This window comes from Pseudomonas glycinis, assembly GCF_054871425.1.
The window spans coordinates 139242-162116 of record NZ_JBTYHF010000007.1 but is presented as its reverse complement, the minus strand read 5'-3'; the positions used below and the strand labels follow the sequence as shown (position 1 = coordinate 162116).

Annotated in this window: 17 protein-coding genes; 13 read left to right on the top strand and 4 right to left on the bottom strand. The window is 61.4% G+C overall.

Features of this window, described 5'->3' with window-relative positions; all coding sequences use genetic code 11:
* The first annotated feature begins 330 nt into the window (after nucleotides 1–330).
* From ACYSTU_RS18000 to ACYSTU_RS17955, 10 genes are all read left to right on the top strand, one after another.
* Nucleotides 331–1281 carry a SphA family protein gene (locus ACYSTU_RS18000; protein WP_499000547.1) on the top strand — a complete coding sequence of 317 codons (951 nt, stop codon included), beginning with the start codon at nucleotides 331–333 and terminating at the stop codon, nucleotides 1279–1281.
* A 22-nt stretch (nucleotides 1282–1303) separates the two neighbouring features.
* Nucleotides 1304–2284, top strand: a complete 981-nt coding sequence (locus ACYSTU_RS17995; protein WP_262138866.1) for an AAA family ATPase — start codon at nucleotides 1304–1306, stop codon at nucleotides 2282–2284.
* Nucleotides 2281–3216 carry a DUF58 domain-containing protein gene (locus tag ACYSTU_RS17990; protein WP_206420333.1) on the top strand — a complete coding sequence of 312 codons (936 nt, stop codon included), beginning with the start codon at nucleotides 2281–2283 and terminating at the stop codon, nucleotides 3214–3216. Before ACYSTU_RS17995 ends, ACYSTU_RS17990 begins: the two co-directional genes overlap by 4 nt.
* Entirely contained in the window at nucleotides 3213–3812 is a 600-nt protein-coding gene (locus tag ACYSTU_RS17985) for a DUF4381 domain-containing protein (RefSeq protein WP_499000543.1), read from the top strand. Before ACYSTU_RS17990 ends, ACYSTU_RS17985 begins: the two co-directional genes overlap by 4 nt.
* Nucleotides 3799–4791, top strand: a complete 993-nt coding sequence (locus tag ACYSTU_RS17980; protein ID WP_136493413.1) for a vWA domain-containing protein — start codon at nucleotides 3799–3801, stop codon at nucleotides 4789–4791. Before ACYSTU_RS17985 ends, ACYSTU_RS17980 begins: the two co-directional genes overlap by 14 nt.
* A gap of 1 nt (nucleotide 4792) precedes the next feature.
* Nucleotides 4793–6373, top strand: coding sequence for a VWA domain-containing protein (locus tag ACYSTU_RS17975; protein ID WP_499000540.1), 1581 nt, complete (start codon nucleotides 4793–4795; stop codon nucleotides 6371–6373).
* Complete coding sequence (locus ACYSTU_RS17970) at nucleotides 6370–7776, top strand: BatD family protein (protein ID WP_499000537.1); 1407 nt, start codon at nucleotides 6370–6372, stop codon at nucleotides 7774–7776. The genes ACYSTU_RS17975 and ACYSTU_RS17970 overlap by 4 nt, the downstream gene beginning before the upstream one ends.
* Nucleotides 7773–8795 (top strand): HAD family hydrolase, encoded by a 1023-nt coding sequence (locus tag ACYSTU_RS17965; RefSeq protein ID WP_016774613.1) that lies wholly within the window; start codon nucleotides 7773–7775, stop codon nucleotides 8793–8795. The genes ACYSTU_RS17970 and ACYSTU_RS17965 overlap by 4 nt, the downstream gene beginning before the upstream one ends.
* A gap of 70 nt (nucleotides 8796–8865) precedes the next feature.
* Nucleotides 8866–10440, top strand: a complete 1575-nt coding sequence (locus ACYSTU_RS17960) for an arylsulfatase (RefSeq protein ID WP_016774612.1) — start codon at nucleotides 8866–8868, stop codon at nucleotides 10438–10440.
* Nucleotides 10441–10688: 248 nt separating this feature from the next.
* Nucleotides 10689–13193, top strand: coding sequence for a spermidine synthase (locus ACYSTU_RS17955; RefSeq protein WP_499000532.1), 2505 nt, complete (start codon nucleotides 10689–10691; stop codon nucleotides 13191–13193).
* A gap of 471 nt (nucleotides 13194–13664) precedes the next feature.
* Here ACYSTU_RS17955 and ACYSTU_RS17950 read toward each other — a convergent pair whose 3' ends face one another.
* The gene (locus ACYSTU_RS17950) at nucleotides 13665–14342 is read right to left on the bottom strand and encodes a DUF3313 domain-containing protein (RefSeq protein ID WP_024012860.1); all 678 of its coding nucleotides are present in this window, start codon (nucleotides 14340–14342) and stop codon (nucleotides 13665–13667) included.
* Between the two features lie 211 nt (nucleotides 14343–14553).
* Here ACYSTU_RS17950 and ACYSTU_RS17945 point away from each other — a divergent pair, with 211 nt between their 5' ends.
* A complete protein-coding gene (locus ACYSTU_RS17945; RefSeq protein ID WP_264365315.1) occupies nucleotides 14554–16920 on the top strand; it encodes a tetratricopeptide repeat protein in 2367 nt (788 codons plus the stop codon).
* 264 nt (nucleotides 16921–17184) lie between these two features.
* Here ACYSTU_RS17945 and ACYSTU_RS17940 read toward each other — a convergent pair whose 3' ends face one another.
* Nucleotides 17185–18159 carry a hypothetical protein gene (locus ACYSTU_RS17940; protein WP_264365316.1) on the bottom strand — a complete coding sequence of 325 codons (975 nt, stop codon included), beginning with the start codon at nucleotides 18157–18159 and terminating at the stop codon, nucleotides 17185–17187.
* A gap of 232 nt (nucleotides 18160–18391) precedes the next feature.
* A complete protein-coding gene (locus ACYSTU_RS17935) occupies nucleotides 18392–18883 on the bottom strand; it encodes a hypothetical protein (protein WP_122881014.1) in 492 nt (163 codons plus the stop codon).
* A gap of 197 nt (nucleotides 18884–19080) precedes the next feature.
* On the opposite strand from ACYSTU_RS17935, the gene ACYSTU_RS17930 reads away from it, so the two are divergent.
* On the top strand, nucleotides 19081–19773 hold the full coding sequence (locus ACYSTU_RS17930) for an aspartate/glutamate racemase family protein (protein ID WP_499000527.1): 693 nt from the start codon (nucleotides 19081–19083) through the stop codon (nucleotides 19771–19773).
* 583 nt (nucleotides 19774–20356) lie between these two features.
* Nucleotides 20357–20716, top strand: coding sequence for a DUF6124 family protein (locus ACYSTU_RS17925; RefSeq protein WP_123442567.1), 360 nt, complete (start codon nucleotides 20357–20359; stop codon nucleotides 20714–20716).
* Between the two features lie 1017 nt (nucleotides 20717–21733).
* On the opposite strand, the gene ACYSTU_RS17920 is transcribed toward ACYSTU_RS17925, so the two are convergent.
* On the bottom strand, nucleotides 21734–22714 hold the full coding sequence (locus ACYSTU_RS17920) for a substrate-binding domain-containing protein (protein ID WP_217878082.1): 981 nt from the start codon (nucleotides 22712–22714) through the stop codon (nucleotides 21734–21736).
* Nucleotides 22715–22875: the final 161 nt, after the last annotated feature.

Below are 22875 nucleotides of genomic sequence, written 5' to 3'. Positions count from 1 at the left end.
GGACTACCGCTTTCGCGAGCAGGCTCGCTTCCACAGAAGTTTGCAGTGCCGCCCCAACCACCTTCGATTAAGCCCGGCTCCGACGATTAGAGGTGTGATATGTGCACCGCGTCCCCCGCACCAACGAATTAATTCCTTCGACTGGCTAACCCCCGATTAGCTGCTAGTTTCAGAAGGACGTGTCCTACAGGCTTGATAAGCAAAGGGATAACGCAGTAGCGGCGCGACAGTGCTCAGTTGTCCGGAAAAACACCATGGAATCGGGAAATGATCTGCAGTCGAGCCGGGAATAGAGGATTTCTGCCGCGGCCGGGTGGCGCGGCGTTCGCCATGCTCAAGCCACGGAGCGGGCGTCTCCTCCTCTTGCTGTGCCTGGGCGTCAGTCCATCGCTGTTCGCCGCAGAAGGTGGCGTCGGCCGGCCGATCACGGGCCAGCAAGTGTTCGCCAATGCTGGCATCGTGCCGCCGGAGCCGGGCTGGGTAATGTCGTTGACCAGCATCTGGTACGACGGCTCGCTCAAGGGCAGCGACGGCGCACCGATTTCCGGCGCGATCAGTGGCGGGATCGACGTGAAAGTCTCCTACACCATGGCCAACTTCACCCATGTCTGGAACACCGGCAAGGGCCGCTGGAATTTCGCCTCGGCAATGGGCCTGCCGGTGCAATACACCGACATCAAGGCGAGCATCACCGGCCCGCGCGGGCGCACTTTGGGTGACAGTGATTCCGGCACGCAGTTTGCCGATGCGCTGATCACCCCGCTCGCCGCTGGTTATCACTTCGACGAACTCAATCATCTCTCGCTGTCGCTACCGATCTACGTGCCGACCGGCGCCTATAACAAGGATCGCCTGGCCAATCCCGGACAGAACAATTACACGTTCATGCCAACCGTGGCCTTTACCCACCTCGACGGCAAGGGCGGCGAGTTCACTTTGTCCAGCGGGCTGGAGTTCTACACCGAGAACGACGCTACCGACTATCGCAACGGCAACATCTTCACCCTCGACGCCCTCTGGACTCACGGCTTGGGCAATGGCTGGAACGCCGGACTTGCCGCCGGCTACGTGCAGCAACTGACCGACGACAAAGGCCAGACCGCCGATGTCTTCAATGGCTATCGCGGCCGTTCGGTCGGCGCCGGCCCGGTGATTGGCTGGGCCGGAAAGTTCGCCGATGCCCAGGCCAATATCAGCGCGCGCTGGGTGCCGGAGTTCGACACCAAAAACCGCCCCGAGGGCAACGGCTTCAGCGTCAATCTGACCCTGGCGTTTTTCTAGACCCGGACACAAAGGACTGCCCATGACAGCGCTCACCGACCTCAACGCCCTGCAAGCCAGCATCGCCGAAGCGGTGCTCGGCCAGGATCAAGTCATCCGGCAGATTCTGCTCGGGCTGTTGGCCAATGGTCATTTGCTCCTGGAGAGTCTGCCCGGGCTGGCCAAGACACGCACGGTCAAGGCACTGGCCAAACACCTTGATGCCAAGATGAGCCGAATCCAGTTCACCCCCGACCTGTTGCCCTCGGACATCACTGGCGCCGAGGTGCTGCACCAGGTCGACGGCAAAAACGAAATCCGATTCCAGCCAGGCCCGCTGTTCGGCAATCTGATCCTCGCCGACGAAATCAACCGCGCCCCGGCCAAGGTCCAGGCGGCGCTGCTCGAAGCCATGGAGGAACGCCAGATCACCGTCGCCGGCAACAGCCATGCGCTACCGGAGCTGTTCATCGTGGTGGCGACGCAGAACCCGATCGAGCAGGAAGGCACCTACCCACTGCCGGAAGCGCAGATGGACCGTTTTCTGATGAAGGTGCTGCTCGATTACCCCAGCGCCGAAAACGAAAGCCAGGTGCTGCGCCTGCTGCGCAACGAAGAGTTTGCCCAAGGTGCGAGCACCACGCCGGTGAAGAATTTCACTTTGCCGCAAGAGGTGATTTTTGCTGCGCGCAAGGAAGTCAGCGCGGTGCACGTTTCACCGGCCATCGACACTTACCTGATTGACCTGATCAACGCCACCCGCCACCCCGCCGACTACGACGAAGACCTCGCACGCTGGATCGCCATTGGTGCCAGTCCCCGTGGCGGCATTGGCCTGGACCGCTGCGCCCGCGCCGATGCGTGGCTGCAGGGGCAGGATTTCGTTTCGCCGGACAACGTCCGCGCCGTGGTCCATCCGGTGTTGCGCCATCGTTTGCAGCTGAGTTACGACGCGGTTGCCGATGGCGTCAGCGCCGATCAGGTGCTCGACCGGATTCTCGACAAAGTGGCGATTCCCGCATGAACGACGAAGGCTTGGTCTACGTCTCTCTCGCGCAATTGATGGCGCTGGAGTTCAAGGCCCGTGACCTGAGCTTTCTTGCCCGGCAGCCGCAGGGCAGCATCCTCGCCGGCAACCACGCCTCGCGGCTGCGCGGACGCGGGCTGAATTTCGACGAGTTGCGCCGCTATCAACCGGGCGATGATCTGCGCCACCTCGACTGGCGCGCTTCGTTGCGTACCGGCAAACCGGTGGTGCGCACTTTCACCGAAGAACGCGACCGCCCGGCCCTGATCGTGGTCGACCAGCGCATGTCGATGTTCTTCGGCTCGCAGCGCAGCTTCAAATCGGCAGTCGCCGCCGAACTCGCCGCGCTGGCGGCGTGGATGGTTTTTCACGCCGGGGATCGGGTCGGCGGTCTGGTCTTCAACGACCAGCGTATCGACAGCATCGCGCCGTTGCGCAGTCGCAAGCGTGTCGAAGCGCTGCTCAGCCGCGTAGTGCAGCAAAACCGCGCGCTGAACGCCGGTAATCCCGACGCCGAAGATGAGGACCAACTGGACAAAGCCTTGCAGCGCTGCCTCGGTGTGGCCGGGCACGACCACTTGATCTGCATCGTCAGCGACTTTGCCGGTGCCGGTGAACGCACCTTGCAATTGATGCGGCAGCTGTCGGCGCACAACGATGTGATTGCCTTGCAGGTCTATGATCCGCTGGCGCTGAAACTGCCGAACAACGGTCGACTGCTGGTCACCCAGGGCGAGTTGCAGGTCGAACTGGCGATCGAGAAACGTAACGTGCAGCAGCCGCTGGGGGATTTTCTCAGCGGGCGGCTCAAGGACGTCGCCACCCTGCTGCGCCGCAGTCAGGTGCCGCTGATGATGATCAGCACCGCCGAGGACGCCCATGGGCAACTGCGCGCCGAACTCGGCAAAAGCGCAGGGGGCGCGCGATGAACCCGAACATCCCCAGCATCGATCAGCTAAAGGAGCTGGCCCTGCCCGCGCCCGTCAGCTATGCGCCGCAAACCTGGGGCTGGTGGCTGTTGCTGGCGGTGCTGATATTCGCCGCGCTGTTGCTCGGCCTGCGCAGATACTGGCAATGGCGCCGCGACCGCTATCGCCGTGAAGCGCTTGCCCGACTGGCACAGTTGCGCGGCCGCAGCGACGACCTCAACGCCCTGCGCGAATTGCCTGAGCTGCTCAAACGCGTAGCCCTGTCCATGCCCACTCGATCGCGGCGCTGGAATGCATTCCCTGTGGGAGCGAGCCTGCTCGCGAAGACGTCAGCGCATGCAATACCTCGACCCACTGACACAGCGCTTTCGCCAGCAGGTTCGCTCCAACAAGGGCCGGCGGCGCTTGGCAGAGATGACTGGCAGGATTTTCTGCAACGGCACTGCAAAAACAGAATGCCTGCCGACTTCAGCACGCAACTGGCCCAACTCGCCTACGCGCCGGACCCCGTATTGCGCGCCATCCCCGCAGCGCAACGGCAAATGCTCTTCGACAGCTGCCAATACTGGGTGGAGCATCACCATGTGGCAGCTTGATTACCCCTGGTTGTTACTCCTGCTGCCGCTGCCCTGGCTGGCTTACCGTTTTTTGCCCGCCTACAACGAAGCCCGCAGTGCCGTGCGCGTACCGTTTTTCGGCGCGATGAGCCGCGCGGTCGGCGAAGCGCCAGGCACCGCGGGCAGTCGGCACAATCGCTGGCAACTGCTGCTGAATGTGCTGGTGTGGGCGCTGATTCTGCTGGCCGTGTCACGTCCGGTGTATGTCGAAAAGCCAATCGAACGCCAGCAACCGGTGCGCGACCTGATGCTCGCCATCGACCTTTCGCAGTCGATGGAAACCGAGGATTTCACTAACGCCCAAGGCGAAAAAATCAATCGCCTGGCGGCGGTCAAAGGCGTGGTGCAAGGCTTCATCGACAAACGCAAGGACGACCGCATCGGCCTGATCGTATTTGGCAGCGGTGCCTATCCACAGGCTCCACTGACCCTCGATCACGCCAGCCTGTCGTTGTTGCTGGCCGATACCGGGATCGGCATGGCCGGCCCCAACACAGCGATCGGCGATGCGATCGGGCTCAGCCTGAAATTGCTCGATAAGGCCCATGAGCAGGAAAAAGTCCTGATTCTGCTGACCGATGGCAACGACACCAGCAGCGCGATCACTCCGGATCACGCCGCCGAAATGGCGGCCAACAAAGGCGTGGTCATTCATACCATCGGCATCGGCGACCCCGACGCTTCCGGCGAAGCGAAGGTCAATCTGCAAGGTCTCGAACAGATCGCCAATACCACCGGCGGCCGCTTCTTTCGCGCCGAAGATCGCGCGGCACTGGATCAGGTCTACACCACCCTCGACCAGCTCACCCCGCATCAGGTGAAAACCCTCAGCCATCAGCCGCAACGGGAATTGTTCTACTGGCCGCTGGGCGCAGCATTGCTGTTGTTGGCGCTGTATCAGCTCGGCGCGTTGTTGCACCCGCGTCTGATGGATGCGCGGCAACGGCAGGAAGCCTGAGATGGAAATCAACCTCAGCGATTTCCACTTTCTGCGCCCGCTGTGGCTGTTGCTTGCGCTGTTCGGCGCAATGCTGCCACTGATCTGGCGTCGCAGCCGCGACCTGCAAAAACGCCTGCGCGGCAATATCGCCGAACACTTGCTGCCGCACTTGTTGATCACCCCGCAGGATCACCAGCGCTGGCGCCCGGTGCACCTGCTCTGTGCGCTGCTGATCCTCGGTGCACTCGCCGCGGCCGGGCCGACGTGGGAACAGGATCGCCCGGACTTTCTCGAGAACCGCGCACCACTGATCGTTGCCGTCGACCTTTCGCCGTCGATGGACGCCAACGACGTGCAGCCGACGCGGCTGGAGGCGGTCAAGCACAAGCTGCATGATCTGCTGCAACGTCGCGCCGCTGCGCGGACCGCACTGATCGCCTATGCCGGCAGCGCGCATCTGGTGTTGCCACCGACCGACGATCCGGCGCTGCTCGACAGTTTCATCCAGGCCCTGGGCACGGGCTTGATCGACAAACCGGGCAAGAACGTCGCCGCCGTGATCGATCAAGCGAAACGCTTGCTCAGCGCCGAGAACACCCCGGGCAGTCTGCTGCTGATGACTGATGGGGCCGATACCACGCAAATCGATGATCTGCAAAAACACCTCGACGGCAGTGCCTTGCAGGTTCTGGTTCTGGCGGTGGGCAGCGAAGACGCGGGCGTCATCACTACCGCCAGCGGCCAACCGAAAATCGACAGTAACGGGCGACCGGTGCTCGGCAGCTTCGATCAAGCGGCCCTCAAGCAATTGGCCTCGGCCGTCGACGCGCCGCTCGGCAGCCTGACCCTCAATAACGATGATCTGGAGTGGATCGAGTTGCACGCCCGCCAACACTTCCAGAGCGCCAGCGCCGAACAGCGCGAATTGCACTGGAAGGACGCCGGTTACTGGCTCTGCTGGCCGTTGCTGTTACTGGCGCTGTTCAGCGTACGCAAAGGCTGGAGCGTCAACTGGATGCCGGCGCTGTTTTTGGCCGTAGGGTTGGGCTGGCCTGCGGCGCCGGCGCAGGCCAACGCCCTCACCGATGCGTTTTTTACCCGCGACCAACAAGGCCGCTGGGCGTTTGAGCATGATCGTCTGCCCGAGGCGGCGGCGCTGTTCGTCGACCCGTACTGGAAAGGCGTCGCGGCCTATCACGCTGCCGATTACGACTTGGCAATGGCGACCTTCGCCCGCCTGGACACGCCGCAGGCGTACTTCTACCTGGGCAACATTTACGTGCGCCGCTTCAAGTTCGATCAGGCGATTGCCGCCTACAGCCAGGCGTTGAAACTGCAGCCGCAATTTCCCGAAGCGAGCGCCAATCTGGCCTTGGCTCAGGCACTGCTCAAGGACACCGAAAGCGCAGAGAAAAACGCTCCGCAAACCAAACCCGATGAAGTCAAATTCGACAAGGCACCCGGTAAAGGTCAGAGCAAAAAGGTCGAGACCCAGCAAGCGGCGTCCGACGCGCTGTGGCTGGAGAACCTGACCACCTCGCCGGCGAAGTTTCTAAGGCAGAAGTTCAGCTTGCAGGATCAGCAGGGAGATCGGCCATGAACCGTATTGCCGCCTTGGCGAGCAGGCTCGCTCCCACAGGAAAATCGTGGACTCCAAGTGGGAGCGAGCCTGCTCGCGAAGAGGTCCGGACGCTCAGCGCAAAGCTCAGCGCCCTGCTGCTAACCAGCCTGCTCTCTCTGAATGTTTTTGCCGCCCCAGCGCAACTGAAGGTCGAGGCTCACCTCAACCCCAGCGAAGGCGCGATGGTCGGCGGGCTGGTCGAACTGCAACTCGACGTGCTCACCGATACCTGGTTCACCAGCGCCGCCGCCCTGCCCGATCTGCAACTCGACGGTGCGCTGGTGATGCCGCCGAACGGCCAGGCGCAGCATCTGAACCAGACCATCGATGGCAAATCGTTCAATGGCTTGCGCTATAGCTATCTGATCACGCCCAGCGTCGCGCGCAGTTTCGATATCCCGGCGCTGACCGTACGCGCCAGACTGGGCCAGGCCACTGAAGAAATCAGCGCACAAAGCCAGCCGCTGAGTTTCAGCGCCGCCCAGCCGCCCGGTTTCGCGCCCGGGGAGACGCCTTTGGTCGCCAGTGGGTTGCGCTTGAAACAGATCATTACCAATTCGGCCACGCCGCTGAAAGTTGGCGACAGCGTCACCCGTGAGCTCACCCTGCAAGCCGATGGCGCGCTGGCGATGGCCCTGCCGATTCCGACCTTCAGTGATGTCGACGGCTTGAGTCGCTACGCGAAGACGCCACAAGTCACTGCGCTGGATGACGGTCGCGGCAATATCCTCGGCGGCCAACGTGTCGACAGCGCCAGCTATCGCATCGACAGCGCCGGCACTTACACGCTGCCAGCCATCCGCGTGAAATGGTGGGATTCCGCTGCGAAGCAGATCCGCAGCGCTGAAGTGCCGGCCGTGAGCTTCGAGGCCGCGGCCAACAACGCCTATAAACCGGTGTTTTCGCTCGCCGAAGACCTCAGGCAACTGCAGCAGAATCAATTGCACTTCTCCAGCCGCTGGCTGCTCTGGCTGGCGCTGGCGGTCGGCCTCGCCGTCGGTGTGTACTTGCTGCGGCCCATCGCCGTTCACGCCCATCAACGCTGGCTCGCACATAAACGGGCGAAGCAATTGGCCTGGCAGCATTCGCCCGCTTTCGCCTGGCAACAAATCGCCCCGCAACTGCAAGCCAGGCCGGCGCAACTGACCGCGCTGTACCTGTGGCTGCGGCGTAGTCGTCTGGGCTTGAAACTCACGGGCGCCGGGCCACGTTTGCAGGGATTGTTACGCGGGCTTTACGGCCGTCAGTCTGCCGCCGATCAAACACTTGTTCAGCTTCGCCAATCGTTGTCTACGCTTCAAAGTCAGGTCGCCCGCCAACAGGCGAAACCCGCACCGGCCCTGCGCCCGCTCAATCCTGTGCATGAGAAGGATTTCACATGATCAACCCGTTGCTGCGTCGCCAACGTTTCGGTCTCGCCCTGCTGTTGACACTGGTTCTGCCCCTGCTGGCACAGGCGAATGAACCGCTGCCGTCATGGAACGACGGCCCGGCCAAAAAGAGCATTATCGAGTTCGTCCAGGCCGTGACCGACCAGAGCAGCAAGGACTTCGTCAAACCGGCCGATCGCATCGCTGTGTTCGACAATGACGGCACCTTGTGGAGCGAACAACCGGCGTACTTCGAATTGCTGTTTGCCTTCGACGAGGTCAAGCGCACCGCCGCACAACACCCCGAATGGAAAACCACCCAGCCGTTCAAGGCGGTGCTGGAAAATGATCACAAAGCCCTCGCCGCGTCGGGCATGGAGGGTTTGCTGCAGATCGTCGGCGCCACTCACGGCGGCATGACCACCGAAGCCTTCGATGACTACGCGAAAACCTGGTTCAGCCAGGCACGCCACCCGAAAACCGGCAAGCCCTACACGGAAATGATCTTCCAGCCGATGCTGGAAATGCTCGACTACCTGCGCAGCCAGAACTTCAAGACTTACATCGTTTCCGGCGGCGATACCGGCTTCATGCGCGCCTTCGCCGAGAAGGTCTACGGCATCCCGCCGGAACAGGTGATCGGTACCACGTTCGTCACCTCTTACCAGTTCAAGGACGGCAAAGCTTCCATCGTGCGCACCCCGAAAGTCGCGCACAACGACGACGGGCCGGGCAAACCGGTCAGCATCGATGCGGTCATCGGTCGGCGGCCGATCCTCGCCTTTGGCAACTCCGACGGCGACCTGCAGATGCTGCAGTGGACCGCCGCCGGGCCGGGCAAGCGCCTGATGGGGCTGGTGCACCACACCGATGCCAAGCGCGAGTGGGCTTATGACCGGCAATCGAATATCGGCCGACTCGACAAGGCCCTCGACGAAGCGAATTCCCGTGGCTGGACGGTGGTGGACATGGCGTCGGAATGGCGCCGGATCTATCCGTTCGATCCGCCGGCAACCGAGCAGGTGCAATAAAAAGCGTAATGCAGGAGAGCAGTAAACGTTTGTCGCAAAAAACGACCCCCGTGCAAAAGGAGCAAGTCAGATGACTCGCATACGCAAGTGGCTACCGAAACTCGCCCTGGTGGCAACCTCGGTGATGGCGCTGTCGGCAACCGCCACAGCGGCTGAAAAACCCAACATTCTCGTGATCTTCGGCGACGACATCGGCCAGACCAACATCAGTGCCTATTCCATGGGCGTGGTCGGATACAAGACGCCGAATATCGACCGTATTGCCAAAGAAGGCATGATCTTCACCGATTACTATGCCGAAAACAGTTGCACGGCCGGACGCTCGTCGTTCATCACCGGGCAGACGCCATTGCGGACCGGCTTGTCCAAAGTCGGCATGCCCGGGGTCCCGGTGGGCTTGCAGCCACGCGATGTGACCATTGCCCAAGCGCTGAAAGCCCAGGGCTATGCCACGGGTCAATTCGGCAAGAACCACTTGGGCGACAAAGACGAATATCTGCCGACCAATCATGGTTTCGACGAGTTCTTCGGCAACCTGTATCACCTCAACGCCGAAGAGGAACCGGAGCGTCCGTACTGGCCCAAGGATGATGCCGAGTTCGTCAAGGCCGCCTCGCCTCGTGGCGTGATCCACAGTTTTGCCGACGGCAAGATTGAAGACACCGGCGCGCTGACCAAGAAACGCATGGAGACCATCGACGACGAAACCACTGCGGCAGCGCAAGCGTTCATCGAGAAACAGGCCAAGGCGGACAAACCGTTCTTTGTCTGGATGAACACCACACGCATGCATGCCTTCACTCACGTGCGCGAATCCATGCAAGGCCAAAGCGGCATGGTCGGCAACGAATATGCCGATGGCATGCTCGAGCATGACGGCGACGTCGGCAAGCTGCTCAAGACACTGGATGACTTGAAGCTGACCGAGAACACCATCGTCGTCTACACCACCGACAACGGCCCGAACCAATGGTCGTGGCCCGACGCTGCAACGACGCCGTTCCGCAACGAGAAAAACTCGAACTGGGAAGGCGCGTACCGTGTACCGGCGATGATTCGCTGGCCGGGCAAAGTCAAGGCAGGCGAAGTCTCCACGCAGATGTTCTCCGGTCTGGACTGGTTCCCGACACTGTTGGCCGCCGTGGGCGACACCGACATCAAGGACCGCTTGCTCAAGGGCGCCGACATCGGCGGCAAGAACTTCAAAGTGCACCTGGACGGCTATAACCAGCTGGACTACCTGACGGGTAAAACCGACAAGAGCGCGCGCAAGGAGTTCTACTACTTCAACGATGACGGTGCGTTGGTCAGCATGCGTTTCAATGATTGGAAACTGGTGTTCTGTGAGCAGCGCGCGCCCGGCGGACTGCAGGTGTGGAGCGAACCGTTCACCTGCCTGCGTGTGCCGAAAATGTTCAACCTGCGCATGGACCCGTACGAACGCGCCGATGTCGTATCTGACCAGTACTATGACTGGCTGACGAAAAACGACTATCTGATTTTCGACGGTACCCGCCGCGCGGCGAAGTTCCTGCAGACCTTCGTCGACTATCCACCTAGCCAGCGTCCGGCGAGCTTCAGCATCGACCAGATCCGCGAGGACGTGGACCGCCGTATCGAAGAAAAAATGAAGAAAGCCCAGTAACACCGCTGTACCGCCGCTCGCCTTCATCGGCGGGCGGCCCTGTTTTCAACAAGCGACCGGGTCGGTTTCGTTCGCGAGCAGGCTCGCTCCCGCAAGGTTTTCTGCGATCGTTCCCACGCTCTGCGTGGTAACGCAGCCCGGGACGCTCTGCGTCCAATGCCGAAGCGGACGCGGAGCGTCCAGTGAGGCATTCCCACGCAGAGCGTGGGAACGATCAACATCAGCCAATCCATAACAAGGCTCACCGCATGTCCTCACGTATCGCCAGCAAGCCGTCGGCCATACCCGTTCCGCAAGCCGCATCCACCACCTCAATGATCCCTGCCCTGCTGCTATGCATCTCCGGCGCGGCAGCGTTGGTCTATCAGGTGTTGTGGATCAAACAGCTGTCGCTGGTGGTCGGCGTCGAGGTCTACGCAATCACCACCGGCATCAGCGCGTTTTTCGCCGGGCTCGCGCTCGGCGGCTGGCTGTTCGGGCGCTGGGCCGATCGCTTGCAACAGCCGGTTCTGCTCTACGCCGGGCTGGAAGTACTGGTGGCGATACTCGGCGTTGGCGCGACAGTGGCAATGAGTCTGGCGGCCGGTGCGTTTGCCTGGTTGCAAGGTCATGTCGGCGTGCTTGGGTGGTTGCTGCCGTTTGCGCTGGTGGGCATTCCGGCGGTGTTGATGGGCGGGACGCTGCCGGTGCTGGTGCGCTCACTGGCGGCTGAGCCGGGCAAGGCCGGCGGTCAGTTGTATGCGGCGAATACGCTGGGCGCGATCGTTGGCACTTTGCTCGCCGCGTTCGTACTGATCGCCAGCCTCGGCGTGCGCGGCAGTGCGCTGTTCGCCGCGATGCTCAACCTGCTCGCCGCGGCCGGTGCGCTGTGGTTGCAGCGCCAGCAGCCAGTAGCGCTGGCCACACCGGTCAAACACGGCAACGCCAAAGCGCCCGACCGCACTGCATTGTGGCTTTACGCGATCGCCGGGGGCGTGGCGTTGGGCTATGAGGTGGTCTGGTCACAATCGATCGTGCAATTCATGAGCACGCGCACCTACGCGTTCGCCGTGGTGCTGGCGACTTACCTGACCGGGCTGTTTATCGGCAGCGCCCTGCTCGCCCGTCGCGTCGAGCGCATTCGCGACCCATGGGGCGTATTTGGCTTGTTGATTGCCGGTGCAGGTCTGATTGCGCTGCTGGAGATCGCCGTGCTGGGTCGTTGGCTGGTGCTCGCGCAGAGCCATGCGGAAACCTGGCTGCTGAGTCTGGGCGTCAGCGAGCTGGCCGGTATGAGCGCGCGCTTTGCCGTGGCGGCGCTGAGCATCGTGTTTGTGCCGACCCTGCTGCTCGGCGCGGCGTTTCCTCTGGCGTTGCGCCTGAGTGTCGGCAGCGAACGTGTGGGCCGCGATGTCGGCGCCGTTGTCGCGTTCAACACCCTGGGCGGGATCATCGGTGTGATGCTTTGCGGCTTCGTATTGATTCCCTTGCTGGGCCTTGTGCGCACCCTCGGCCTACTGGCGCTCGTCGCAGCGACAATCGGTTATCTGGCGGTGCGCAAGGGCCATGGCGTGGCGAAAGGTCGGCGCCAGGCCGTGGTCGCACTAGGTCTGGTTTGCGTTGCAGTGGCGGTACTGACACCCGTCGACAAACTGGCCAGCCTGTTGCCCAGCGCACGCAACGGCACGCTGGCCTTCTACGAGGAAGGACGCGGCGGCACGGTCGCGGTGGTCACTCAGGGACGTGGCGAAAACACCTTCCACCGTTTGTACATCCAGGGCGTGTCGAACACCGGCGATGCCATGCCGTCGCTGCGCTACATGCGCATTCAGGCACTGCTGCCGCTGCTGATCCACAACGGTGAACCGCGCTCGACCCTGGTGATCGGCTTCGGCACCGGCATCACCGCAGGCGCCATGCTGCGCTATCCGGGTCTGGAACATCGCGTGGTTGCCGAGTTGCTGCCATCGGTGGTGAAAGCAGCGCCGTTGTTCAAGGGCAACTTCAATGCCGCCAGCGATCCCGGCGTCGACGTACGCCTGCGCGACGGTCGCCAGGAACTGCTGCGCAGTGCACAGACCTACGACGTGATCACCCTGGAACCGCCACCGCCCTCCGCCGCCGGCGTGGTCAATCTGTATTCGCGGGACTTCTACCAGCTGGCCGCCAGTCGCTTGCAGGACCAGGGCATCGTTGCGCAGTGGCTGCCGCTGCCGACGCAGAATATCGACGACTCGCGCTCACTGGTGCGCAGCTTCCTCGACGTGTTCCCGCATGCCTCGCTATGGACCAGCGAGTTCCACGAAATGCTGCTGGTTGGCTCAATGAAACCGATGCAACTGGACGCCGCGAAAATCACCGCGCGCTTCCAACAGGACAGCGTACGCAACACCTTGCAGGACGTCGGCATCGGCTCGGCGGCGGCGCTGCTGGCCACCTGGGTCACCGATCGCACCGGCCTGGAGCGCTTCGCCGCCGATGCACCGGCAGTGACTGATGATCAGCCGCGCATCGAATACGCGCCGTGGGTACGCAGCAAGGAAATCACCCGCGTGCTACCGGCGCTGCTTGACTTGTATCAGCCACCTACACTGGTCAATGCCGATGCCGGGTTCAGTGAACGCATGGAAACGCATCGGCAGCGGTTGATGCAGTTTTATCGGGCAAGCCTGCACGCCTACGACGGCGATCGGGACGCCTGGGGGCGGGATATCCGGGAAGTGATGCAAGGGGATCGGGCGAACCCATATTTTCGCTGGTTTGTCGGGCAGTAACGCGGGGGCTGACAGAATGCCTTCGCGAGCAGGCTCGCTCACACAAAAGCAAAGCAGCGCAGCTGCCGCGGCGAAGCCGCCCCACTCAACAATGAGCGTTAGCTCGAGTGCTCTTGATCTTGATCCACCGGCGACGTCGGAAGGCTGAGCGGAGGGATTGATCCGGGGGTGGGAGCGTAGCGACCGTTCGACGCAGTCGAACACAGCGGAAGGAGGTGCAGCGAAGCAAACCGGAGCCGCTGCGCCCGGATCGATCCCGCAGCGAAGGAACCCGAGCCTGCGAGGGCCGAACGTAGGAGCAAGCCTTTTTGGGTACTTTTTCGGCGTTTGGAAAAAGTGCCTCGCCGTAAGGGCGAAACCGTAATCAGCAACACCCGCAGCAACGGATATGTACCCAAAAAACCAGCAGACAAGCCCCCACCAAAATAGCGGGAGCCAGCCTGCTCACAAAGAGGCCCAAGCCTCACGACATCACTTGGCCTCGGACTTGAGCTTCAGATACGTCTGATGCATGTCACTCGCCCAACCATCGATCACCGCTTTGACATCAGTGGCTTTCATCACCTGCGAGGAATTTTCCAGCGGCTGCCCGGTGCCCTTGCGCACCACTTGAGCCACCACCTTGTTACTGCTGCCGTCGAGGAACACCGCCTCAGTGGCCAACGTGGTTTCCTGATCGCGAATACCGGTGGCCGTACTCACCGCAGCAGCAACCAGCGCAATCGGAATCACCTCATACACATGCAGGCCCTCGGTCTTGCTGCTCACCGCAGTGATCGCCGGCCGGATCACGATGACGCCAGGCCCCGGGCCGGTGGCCAGCGGCAGCGACTTGCTCAGCTCACGCTTGAGCGCCTGATCGTAATAACTGGTGATGCCATTGAGGGTCTGCTGGGGGATTTTTTCCGTCGCTTGCGGCTTCGGATACAACTGGCTCGGTTCGACATAGACGCTGCTGAATTTGTTGATGTCGAGTTTCGGGTCCATCCAGCGCATCACCTCGGCACCCGACGGTGATTTGGTCTCCTTCAGTTGACTGTAATCCTTGAGAAAACCGGAGTACTGGTCTGGCTCGACGGTTTTGCTGGAACAACCCACCACACCCAGGGTGGCGATGCACAGCGTGCCCATCATTGCGGCTAGCTTCATGCTGTAACTCCTGTCAGAAGGCCAAATCGTTTGCATAGGGGGAGTTACAGGTATAGCTAAAACCGCAGCAATTGCGATTGCAAATTACAAAATTCACACGGCGCTGCGCAGCAAGTCACAGCCCTTATTTGACAGACGCGCTGCATGCGGCAAAGCTGCATCCAGATGTATGCACGCCAGAAGGCCAACGCACCGGACTACGGAAGTCGCAATGCCCAAGCACAAAAACAAAGCGGTGCAACCTGAGCCTGACGCGTCACCCTCCTCTTTTTCACGTTACCTGTTTCCAATCACCATCGGCGTGCTGCTCGCGGCCGTGGCGGGCATTGGCTGGTTCCTGTTCAGCCCGGCGCCCGCCCCCGTCAAACCCGCGGCGATCAGCACGCCTGTAGCACCGCCAGCCAAGCCGCAACCGACTGTGGCAAACAAACCGGCCAGCATGGTCGATGAGCAGCAATGCCAGGGCTGCCACAGCGAACAGGTCAAGGACTGGCAAGGCTCGCATCACCAATTGGCCATGCAGCCGGCGACCGCCGAAACCACCCTCGGCGACTTCAACAACGTGACCTTCAAGGCCGAGAACGAGACCACACGGTTCACCCGCAAGGGCGATGAATTCTGGGTCAATGCGCCCGGCGTCGACGGCAAGAATGCCGACTTCAAAGTGGCCTACACCTTCGGCATCGCGCCGCTCCAGCAATATCTGATCGAGGTGGGTCAGGGGCGTCTGCAAGCCCTCGGCGTGGCGTGGGATACCGAGAAAAATCGCTGGTTTCATCTGTACGCCGGCCAGGGCGTGAACTTCAAGAATCCGCTGCACTGGAGCAAACCGAGCCAGAACGCCAATTTCATGTGCGTCGAATGCCACACCACCGGTTTCAAGCGCAATTTCGATGCAGCGAGCAACAGCTTCAACAGTCAATGGAACAGCCTCGGAGTCGGCTGTCAGGCCTGTCATGGCCCGGCGTCGAATCACCTGGAGTGGGCGCAGAAAAAAGACGATTTGATCCATAAGGGCTTCGACGTCGATCTCAAGGACAGGAACGCCACGGTAGAAATCGAAACCTGCGCGCGCTGCCATTCCCGCCGCGCACCGCTGGGCGATGGCTTCACCGTCGGCAAGCGGCTGATGGACGATTACCTGCCCAGCGCCCTGACCCGCGAACTCTATGCGCTGGACGGCAAGATCAAGGACGAAGTGTTCGAACACGGCTCCTTCCTGCAAAGCAAGATGTTCGACAAGGGCGTGCGTTGCAGCAATTGCCATAACCCGCACAGCAACGAACTGAAGGCACCGGGCAACGCCGTGTGCATGCAATGCCACAACACGGCGGGCAAGACCTCGGTCGCCGGCGTCGACGGCAAGGGTCTGCAAGCGAAGAATTACGACTCCATCGAACACACCCGCCACGCCATGGGCCAGCCCGGCTCGCAGTGCGTCGATTGCCACATGCCTGGCAAGTTCTACATGGGCAACGACTTTCGGCACGACCACAGTTTCAGCATTCCCAACCCGGAGCGTGCGCAAAAACTCGGCACCCCAGACGCCTGCCTGACCTGTCACCAGGGCAAGGCCGGCGACAAGGTCACTGCGCAGTTCAAATTGTGGAACGCCACCGCCTCCCCGGCTCAGCAGGCGCCACGTTATGACGAGAGCCTGTGGCTGATCCGCAATGGCCAGCCCGGAGCCGCCGACGCGCTGTACCAACAATTGCAGCGCAGCAACCTGCCGGCGATCCAGCGCGCAACGTTGCTGGCGGAATTGCCGCTGTACCCGAGCGAACAGGCGCTGAAACTGGCCACTCAGGATCTCAAACATCCAGAGCCACAGGTGCGTGACAGTGCGGTGCGGGCGATCAGCGCATTCCTGCCGCCGCCCGAGCGTGCGCCGTTATTGGCGCCGTTGCTCAATGATCCAGTGAAAGCCGTGCGCATCGTCGCCGCGCGGGATCTGCTCGGTGCCTCGCGCAACAATGGTCTGGGGGCGGCGCAAGCCAGTTGGAACGCGGCGATTGGCGAGTATGAAGCGGTGCAGAAAAGCCTGCTGGAACGTGCCGAGGCCAATCTCAATCTGGCGATGCTGTACCAGGCCAGCGGGCGCAGTGCCGAGGTCGAACCGTTGCTGCGCAGCGCCCTGCAACGGGACCCGGACTTCTACCCGGCGCTGGTCACGCTGGCACAGTGGCTGGAAGCGAATGGTCGCGCCACCGAAGCGCAGAAACTGTTGGATGACAGCCTCAAGCAGCATCCGGATGCGGCGCTGTTGCAGCACACGCGCGGGTTGTCACTGATCCGTGCCGGCCAGTCCGCCGACGCCATGTCCTACCTGCGCAAAGCCGCGCAACTGGAACCGGAGAATGCGCAGTACGGCTATGTACTGGCGGTGGCGCTGCATGAGAGCGGCAAGGTTGATGAGGCGTGCGCGATTCTGGAAAGTTTGCTCAAGGTACAACCGGCCAACCGCAATGCGCGGCTGTCGCTGATTCAGTACTACCTCGATAGCGGCCAGGAACCGAAGGCGCAGGTGCTGTTGCAGGGCTGGAAGAAAATGAATATGGGGGATCCGGCGCTCAAGTGATCGGCTGGAGATCGGTGGCCCCTCACCCTAGCCCTCTCCCAAGGGAGAGGGGAATATTCAAGGATTGCACCGACTTGAGCGATCGGCTTTGAATCCGTAATCGACTCGGTCTGTCACTTCGATGTATCACCCAAGACACCCCGGTCAGTCCCCTCTCCCTCCGGGAGAGGGTGTTAGGGTGAGGGGCTGCCAAACCAGTCCCCTCTCCCTCCGGGAGAGGGTTAGGGTGAGGGGCTTTCGATCTTGGCTTTCAGAATCGAACAATCACCACGAAGACGTTTCGCCACTGCGCAACGCCATTTCCCGCCGGCTATTAGCACGCATCGCCTTGATCAGCGATACCGTTCCCACCAGCAAAATCGCCGCACCAAACAAGAAGTCGATGTTGTATAGCTGGAAATCTTCCACCGGCCCGAACAGCAATGTGCGCACCACCGCAATCCCCACCAGCGTCGCGAGGAAGTCGATCCCCGGTTCATCGCGGTAAAACACCAGCATCAGCGGCAGGCACAGCACCAGCAGAAGCAACAGCACCACCACCTTGAACGAGCCTTTGCGCTCGACGCTGAACGCGCACTCATGCGCCCCGTACGGCTTGTAGTCCTCATCGCGGATCATCGAGTTTTTCTCGTTGATGTAGTCGGCGCGGTTGTACTTCTGGATCGGCGTAAAGGTGTTGGACATCTCCATCAGCGTGGTGATGTTCTTGAAGCGCAGGTCGATGCGCTCGCTGCCCTTGAGGTAATACAGCACCGGTTTGTAGCCGTAGCGATAGGTATCGAACGGGAACGCCGCGGTCTGGGCGTGCACGCCGATCGGCCGTGGTTCGAGTTCAGCGAAGGCGCTTTTGTTGGTCGACGAGAGGTTGCGGCTCAGCGGCAGCACCTTGATCTGCTCGAGGAAGATCGGCGTCACGCCGAAAGACCACTGCAACGGTTCCAGGCGCAGGCGCAGTTCGTTGCGGCCCAGGTCGTAGCGGTTGAAGGTACGTTCGGAAACCACCAGCGAACCGCCGACCATGAACTCGCCGCGCAGGTTGTTGGTGACGCGCAAGGTCAGTTGATCCTTGCCCAGCAACGCCGCTTCCGTGGTCGGTGGCGTGCCGCACCACGCGTTGCTCTCGCCGACACCGCCAAGCTGGCCGTCGCGGTTTTCCTTGAATACGTAAAAGTAACTGGCCCACAGCGTCAGCAGCAAAAGCGACGCCGTGAGACCGAGGATTTTTTTGCCCGGACTCACTGATCAGACTCCCTTCTTCGGTTCCATCGTCCAGCCGAAAACCCGCTGGCGACGGCGACTCTACCAAAAGGCCATCAGTGACCCAAGGGAAAATGCCGGATTGGCAACGAACCTAAGGGTTTCCCCGGTACTCGCCTCACCCCCCCAAGGAGCGAGCCTGCTCGCGATAGCGGTGTTTGATCGTTCCCACGCTCTGCGTGGGAATGCAGCCCGGGACGCTCTACGTCCCAATCTAGGTGCGATCGCGAGGAATCAGGCTTTGCAGTTGCTGCGCCAGAAAATTAGCATCAAACGCAAACGTATCCGGATCCTTCAAACCATTGGTCTTGCGCCACTGCCACGCACCATCCGCCAGGCCAACCAGCGAAATGCTCCCATACCGGGCCGCCGTCAGCCCCATCACTGCCAGGGAAATCTGCCCGCCGCTGCCCATCACATCCGGCACAAACTCCACCGGTTTGCCGGCAATCACGATGCTCAATTTTTCCGTCTTGAACGTCGAGGTCTCCACCGGCACGCTCGGCCCGGACGCGACATACGCCTCGCGACTCACCTCCAGCAGATTCGGCGCCTTGACCGGTTCAAGCCATTGCTCGATCTGGTCGAACAGCGCGCCAATCCGTGTTGCCCATTCAGCTGATTGCGTAGTGAACAGTTGCTTCTTGTGCGCTTCGCTTTCGGCATAGTGGCGAAGCATTTCGCCCAGTTGCTGTACGTCGTTCATTGCGGTGTTCCTCGGAAAGGACCTGCGAAGGGTGATAGTGGCAGATCCCCGGCGCGGCGTACGTTTAGTTCTTGCAGATGCACAGTTGCGGGAAAGATCGGCGGTACAGTCAGTCGGTACTGGCGTCGAGTCTCGAACAGAAGGTAACTTCGGGCAGACCTGAATGCTCGACACTGACATTTACTTGAGGAAATCCAATGCGCACCATCGGCCTTATCGGCGGCATGAGCTGGGAGTCCAGCGCCGAATACTATCGCCTGATCAACCAACAGGTCCGCGAGCGCCTCGGCCCTTTGCGTTCGGCGCAGTTGCTGATGTACAGCGTCGATTTCGGCCCGGTCGAACAGGCCCAGCACGCCGGGCGCTGGGACGATGCAGCGGCGATTCTGGTGGATGCCGCACGCCGGCTTGAAGCTGGCGGCGCCGAGTGTGTGGTGCTGTGTACTAACACCATGCACAAGGTCGCCGAGCAGATCCAAGGCGCCATCAGCATTCCGTTCCTGCACATCGCCGAACCCGCCGCTCAGGCCGCACTGGAAATCGACGCGCGCACGGTCGGGTTGCTCGGCACCGCGTTCACCATGGAGCAGGACTTCCTCAAGCAGCGTCTGATCGCCCAAGGCCTGACCGTACTGGTGCCGGATGATGCCGAGCGCAAAGAGGTGCACCGGATCATCTACGACGAACTTTGCGTGGGCGTGATCAGCGAACAATCGCGAGAAATCTACCAACGCGTCATCGAATCCCTGACCGCCCGTGGCGCCCAGGCGATCATCCTCGGCTGCACCGAAATCGGCCTGCTGATCAAACCCGAACACAGCGCCCTGCCTCTGCTCGACACCACCGAGCTGCATGCGCAGTCAGCGGTGGCGTTCGCACTGGGCGACTGACTCAGGGTTTCGGGCTATTGCGTAGACGGGCCATGCTCAGGGTGTCGACCCACTGCCCGTCGCGCATTGAAGCGTCGAGGGGCAGATTGCATTCGCGAGCAGGCTCGCTCCCACATTTTGATCCAGCCCGGGCACAACCCCTGTGAGCACTGAAGATTCATGTGGGAGCGAGCCTGCTCGCGAAAGCGACCTCACAGCCAACACCTGCTTCCCGGCAAAAAACATCTACCGTGCTGTCGCCAACTTTTGCCTTTTAAACGCCGCTGTTTAAAAGACACCTCCAGACACGCCTTCCAAGCTACAAATTCTTGCGCCATTGCCTACAGCTACGCCAGAATCCGCCGGCTTGTGCGCTTAGGGGGCGGATTCTATTGTGGTGCGGTCGCTGACGAATCAGCGATCGGGTCTCGCAGCCCGTCGATCTCTGGACGCACAACACCCGCTGTTTTTATGGCGGCTGTACGTGGGAGGCCTTCGGGTCTGCCGGTTCTAGAGTCCCGGTCTGCGACCCGCGTATAGCTGCCACCAACCATTTCGTATCGCAGCGAAAGTTGGCAGCTCCGTCGACTCTAGGAGCTTCACCATGATCAAACCAACACCCAACCCACCCGAAACCGACCCCACCTCCCCCTACGAATCCCTCGACTCGAAAAAACTCCACCAAGCCGCCGACCGCGCCCTCGACCACTACCTCTGCCCACCCGGCTCTACTCCACCGCCGTTCAGCCCCCGCGCCATGTACGCCGTCACCGCCGACACCAAAAACGAAGACCTGCTGGCCAACGCCTGCGAAACCCTCGCCTCGGCTAAAACCATCGCCCAGGAATTTGCCGGGCTGGTAAAGCCATCGCAACGCCGCACGCTGATGGGGATTGCGCAGCTGATCATGCTCGCCGAACTGGCGGTGAATCGGGTGCTGGATAATCTGGAGTTGCCGCAGTAGCGGGCCTTTGATGATCGTTCCCACGCTCTGCGTGGGAATGCCTCAAGGGACGCTCCGCGTTCCAGCTCTGGGGGACGCAGAGCGTCCCGGACTGCATTCCCACGCGGAGCGTGGGAACGATCAACGCGTAAGCAGGGAAGACTCGTGTGGGAGCGAGCCTGCTCGCGAATGCGGTGGGTCAGTCACTGAAGTTTCGACTGGCGGATTGCTTTCGCGAGCAGGCTCACTCCTACATGGGGCGGGTCAAGGCTGGAACCATTCGTGGCGTTCGTTGAAGGTTTTGATGATCGTTCCCACGCTCTGCGTGGGAATGCCTCAAGGGACGCTCCGCGTTCCAGCTCTGGGGGGGACGCAGAGCGTCCCGGGCTGCATTCCCACGCGGAGCGTGGGAACGATCAACGTGTAAGCAATGAAGATTCCTGTGGGAGCGAGCCTGCTGGCGAAAGCGGTTTGTCAGTCACTGTGGCTTCGACTGGCGGGTTGCTTTCGCGAGCAGGCTTGCTCCCACTGTTGATGCGGTACGGGTGCAGTTGATGATCGTCCCCACGCTCTGCGTGGGAATGCCTCAAGGGACGCTCCGCGTTCCAGCTCTGGGGGGACGCAGAGCGTCCCGGGCTGAATTCCCACGCGGAGCGTGGGAACGATCAACGCGTAAGCAGTGAAGATTCTTGTGGGAGCGAGCCTGCTCGCGAATGCGGTTTGTCAGTCACTGTGGCTTCGACTGGCGGATTGCTTTCGCGAGCAGGCTCGCTCCGACTGTTGATGCGGTACGGGTGCAGTTGATGATCGTTCCCACGCTCTGCGTGGGAATGCCTCAAGGGACGCTCCGCGTTCCAGCTCTGGGGGGACGCAGAGCGTCCCGGGCTGCATTCCCACGCGGAGCTTGGGAACGATCAACGCGTAAGCAATGAAGATTCTTGTGGGAGCGAGCCTGCTCGCGAAAGCGGTTTGTCAGTCACTGTGGCTTCGACTGGCGGATTGCTTTCGCGAGCAGGCTCACTCCTACAGGGGGGCGGGTCAAGGCTGGAACCATTCGTGGCGTTCGTTGAAGGTTTGCTGGATGAGGTCGATGAGGGCTTGGATTTCGGGAGAGTTTTGCGAGTCGGTGTTGACGGCGAGCCAAGCATGGAGCTGCATCGGTTCGGCGAATAATCCGGGCAGTGCGATGAGGCCTCGGTCGAAGCGGCTCATGTATGCCGGCAGCAATCCGATGCAAGCGCTGCACCGGATCATCTCCAGCATCAATTCATAAGATTGAATCTGTACTACGCCAGCCAAGCGCCGCTCGACCAACTCATTCCAAGGGCGAAAGCTCTCAACCTGCCGATCGCACTGCCACTGCACCAGCATGAAGTCCGCCAGATCATCCGGCGTTTCCGGTCGCGCTGTCACCCGCGAATAGCGCTTGGCGATGTGCGGCAGATATTCAATTCGCGCGAGGTGTTGCGGTGCGCTTGTGGCGAAGGTGGGACCAGGGTTTGAAGCATCGCTGGGCGCCAGCCAGAGGACAATGTCGGCGCTGACCGCACGCAAGGCCAGTTCGCTATCCAGAGCAATAATTTCCAGACGCAGGCTGGCATTGCGGCGCAGCAATGCGATGAGGTCGCGGCCGAGGATGTCGTGGAGGATGGATTCGGCGATGGCGAGGCGGATCAGCGGTTGTTCGATGACCGGGAGTTTGCGTTGGTGGGCCAGGGTGCTGAGTCGGGCCTGCAACTGTTGGCCTTCGCGGGTGAGCGTTAGGGCGCTGCCCTGGAAGCTGAACAGGCTGTGTTGGAGTTGTTGTTCGAGTTGCGCGAGTTGTTTGCGCAGCAGCGTCGAGCGCACATTGAGGCTGCGCGCGGCTTGCATGAAGCAACCGCAGCGGGCGCTGACGAGGAAGTATTGGGCGACTTCGCTGTCGATGGTCGCGGCCTGGTTGAGCCAGGGTTCGGGGCTGGTTTGGGACGATTGGTAATCAACGGCGCCCGGGCGTCCTGCGGGTTCGGTGAATGACATTGATGACTCCCTGTCGATCTAATGTGGTTGCTCTGAATACACCGGATCTCATTGTGGGAGCGAGCCTGCTCGCGAAAGCGTTGGCACATTCAACATCTTCGCTGACTGACCCACCGCATTCGCGAGCAGGCTCGCTCCCACAGGGGTGATTGGTGTTTGGC

Excerpts from the sequence above, each read along its gene's own strand:
- ACYSTU_RS17975 (WP_499000540.1), top strand. The coding sequence starts at position 4,793 with ATGGAAATCAACCTCAGCGATTTCCACTTTCTGCGCCCGCTGTGGCTG.
- ACYSTU_RS17995 (WP_262138866.1), top strand. The coding sequence starts at position 1,304 with ATGACAGCGCTCACCGACCTCAACGCCCTGCAAGCCAGCATCGCCGAA.
- ACYSTU_RS17935 (WP_122881014.1), bottom strand. The coding sequence starts at position 18,883 with ATGAACGACGTACAGCAACTGGGCGAAATGCTTCGCCACTATGCCGAA.
- ACYSTU_RS17970 (WP_499000537.1), top strand. The coding sequence starts at position 6,370 with ATGAACCGTATTGCCGCCTTGGCGAGCAGGCTCGCTCCCACAGGAAAA.
- ACYSTU_RS17955 (WP_499000532.1), top strand. The coding sequence starts at position 10,689 with ATGTCCTCACGTATCGCCAGCAAGCCGTCGGCCATACCCGTTCCGCAA.
- ACYSTU_RS17930 (WP_499000527.1), top strand. The coding sequence starts at position 19,081 with ATGCGCACCATCGGCCTTATCGGCGGCATGAGCTGGGAGTCCAGCGCC.
- ACYSTU_RS17945 (WP_264365315.1), top strand. The coding sequence starts at position 14,554 with ATGCCCAAGCACAAAAACAAAGCGGTGCAACCTGAGCCTGACGCGTCA.
- ACYSTU_RS18000 (WP_499000547.1), top strand. The coding sequence starts at position 331 with ATGCTCAAGCCACGGAGCGGGCGTCTCCTCCTCTTGCTGTGCCTGGGC.
- ACYSTU_RS17990 (WP_206420333.1), top strand. The coding sequence starts at position 2,281 with ATGAACGACGAAGGCTTGGTCTACGTCTCTCTCGCGCAATTGATGGCG.
- ACYSTU_RS17985 (WP_499000543.1), top strand. The coding sequence starts at position 3,213 with ATGAACCCGAACATCCCCAGCATCGATCAGCTAAAGGAGCTGGCCCTG.
- ACYSTU_RS17980 (WP_136493413.1), top strand. The coding sequence starts at position 3,799 with ATGTGGCAGCTTGATTACCCCTGGTTGTTACTCCTGCTGCCGCTGCCC.
- ACYSTU_RS17965 (WP_016774613.1), top strand. The coding sequence starts at position 7,773 with ATGATCAACCCGTTGCTGCGTCGCCAACGTTTCGGTCTCGCCCTGCTG.
- ACYSTU_RS17920 (WP_217878082.1), bottom strand. The coding sequence starts at position 22,714 with ATGTCATTCACCGAACCCGCAGGACGCCCGGGCGCCGTTGATTACCAA.
- ACYSTU_RS17925 (WP_123442567.1), top strand. The coding sequence starts at position 20,357 with ATGATCAAACCAACACCCAACCCACCCGAAACCGACCCCACCTCCCCC.
- ACYSTU_RS17960 (WP_016774612.1), top strand. The coding sequence starts at position 8,866 with ATGACTCGCATACGCAAGTGGCTACCGAAACTCGCCCTGGTGGCAACC.
- ACYSTU_RS17950 (WP_024012860.1), bottom strand. The coding sequence starts at position 14,342 with ATGAAGCTAGCCGCAATGATGGGCACGCTGTGCATCGCCACCCTGGGT.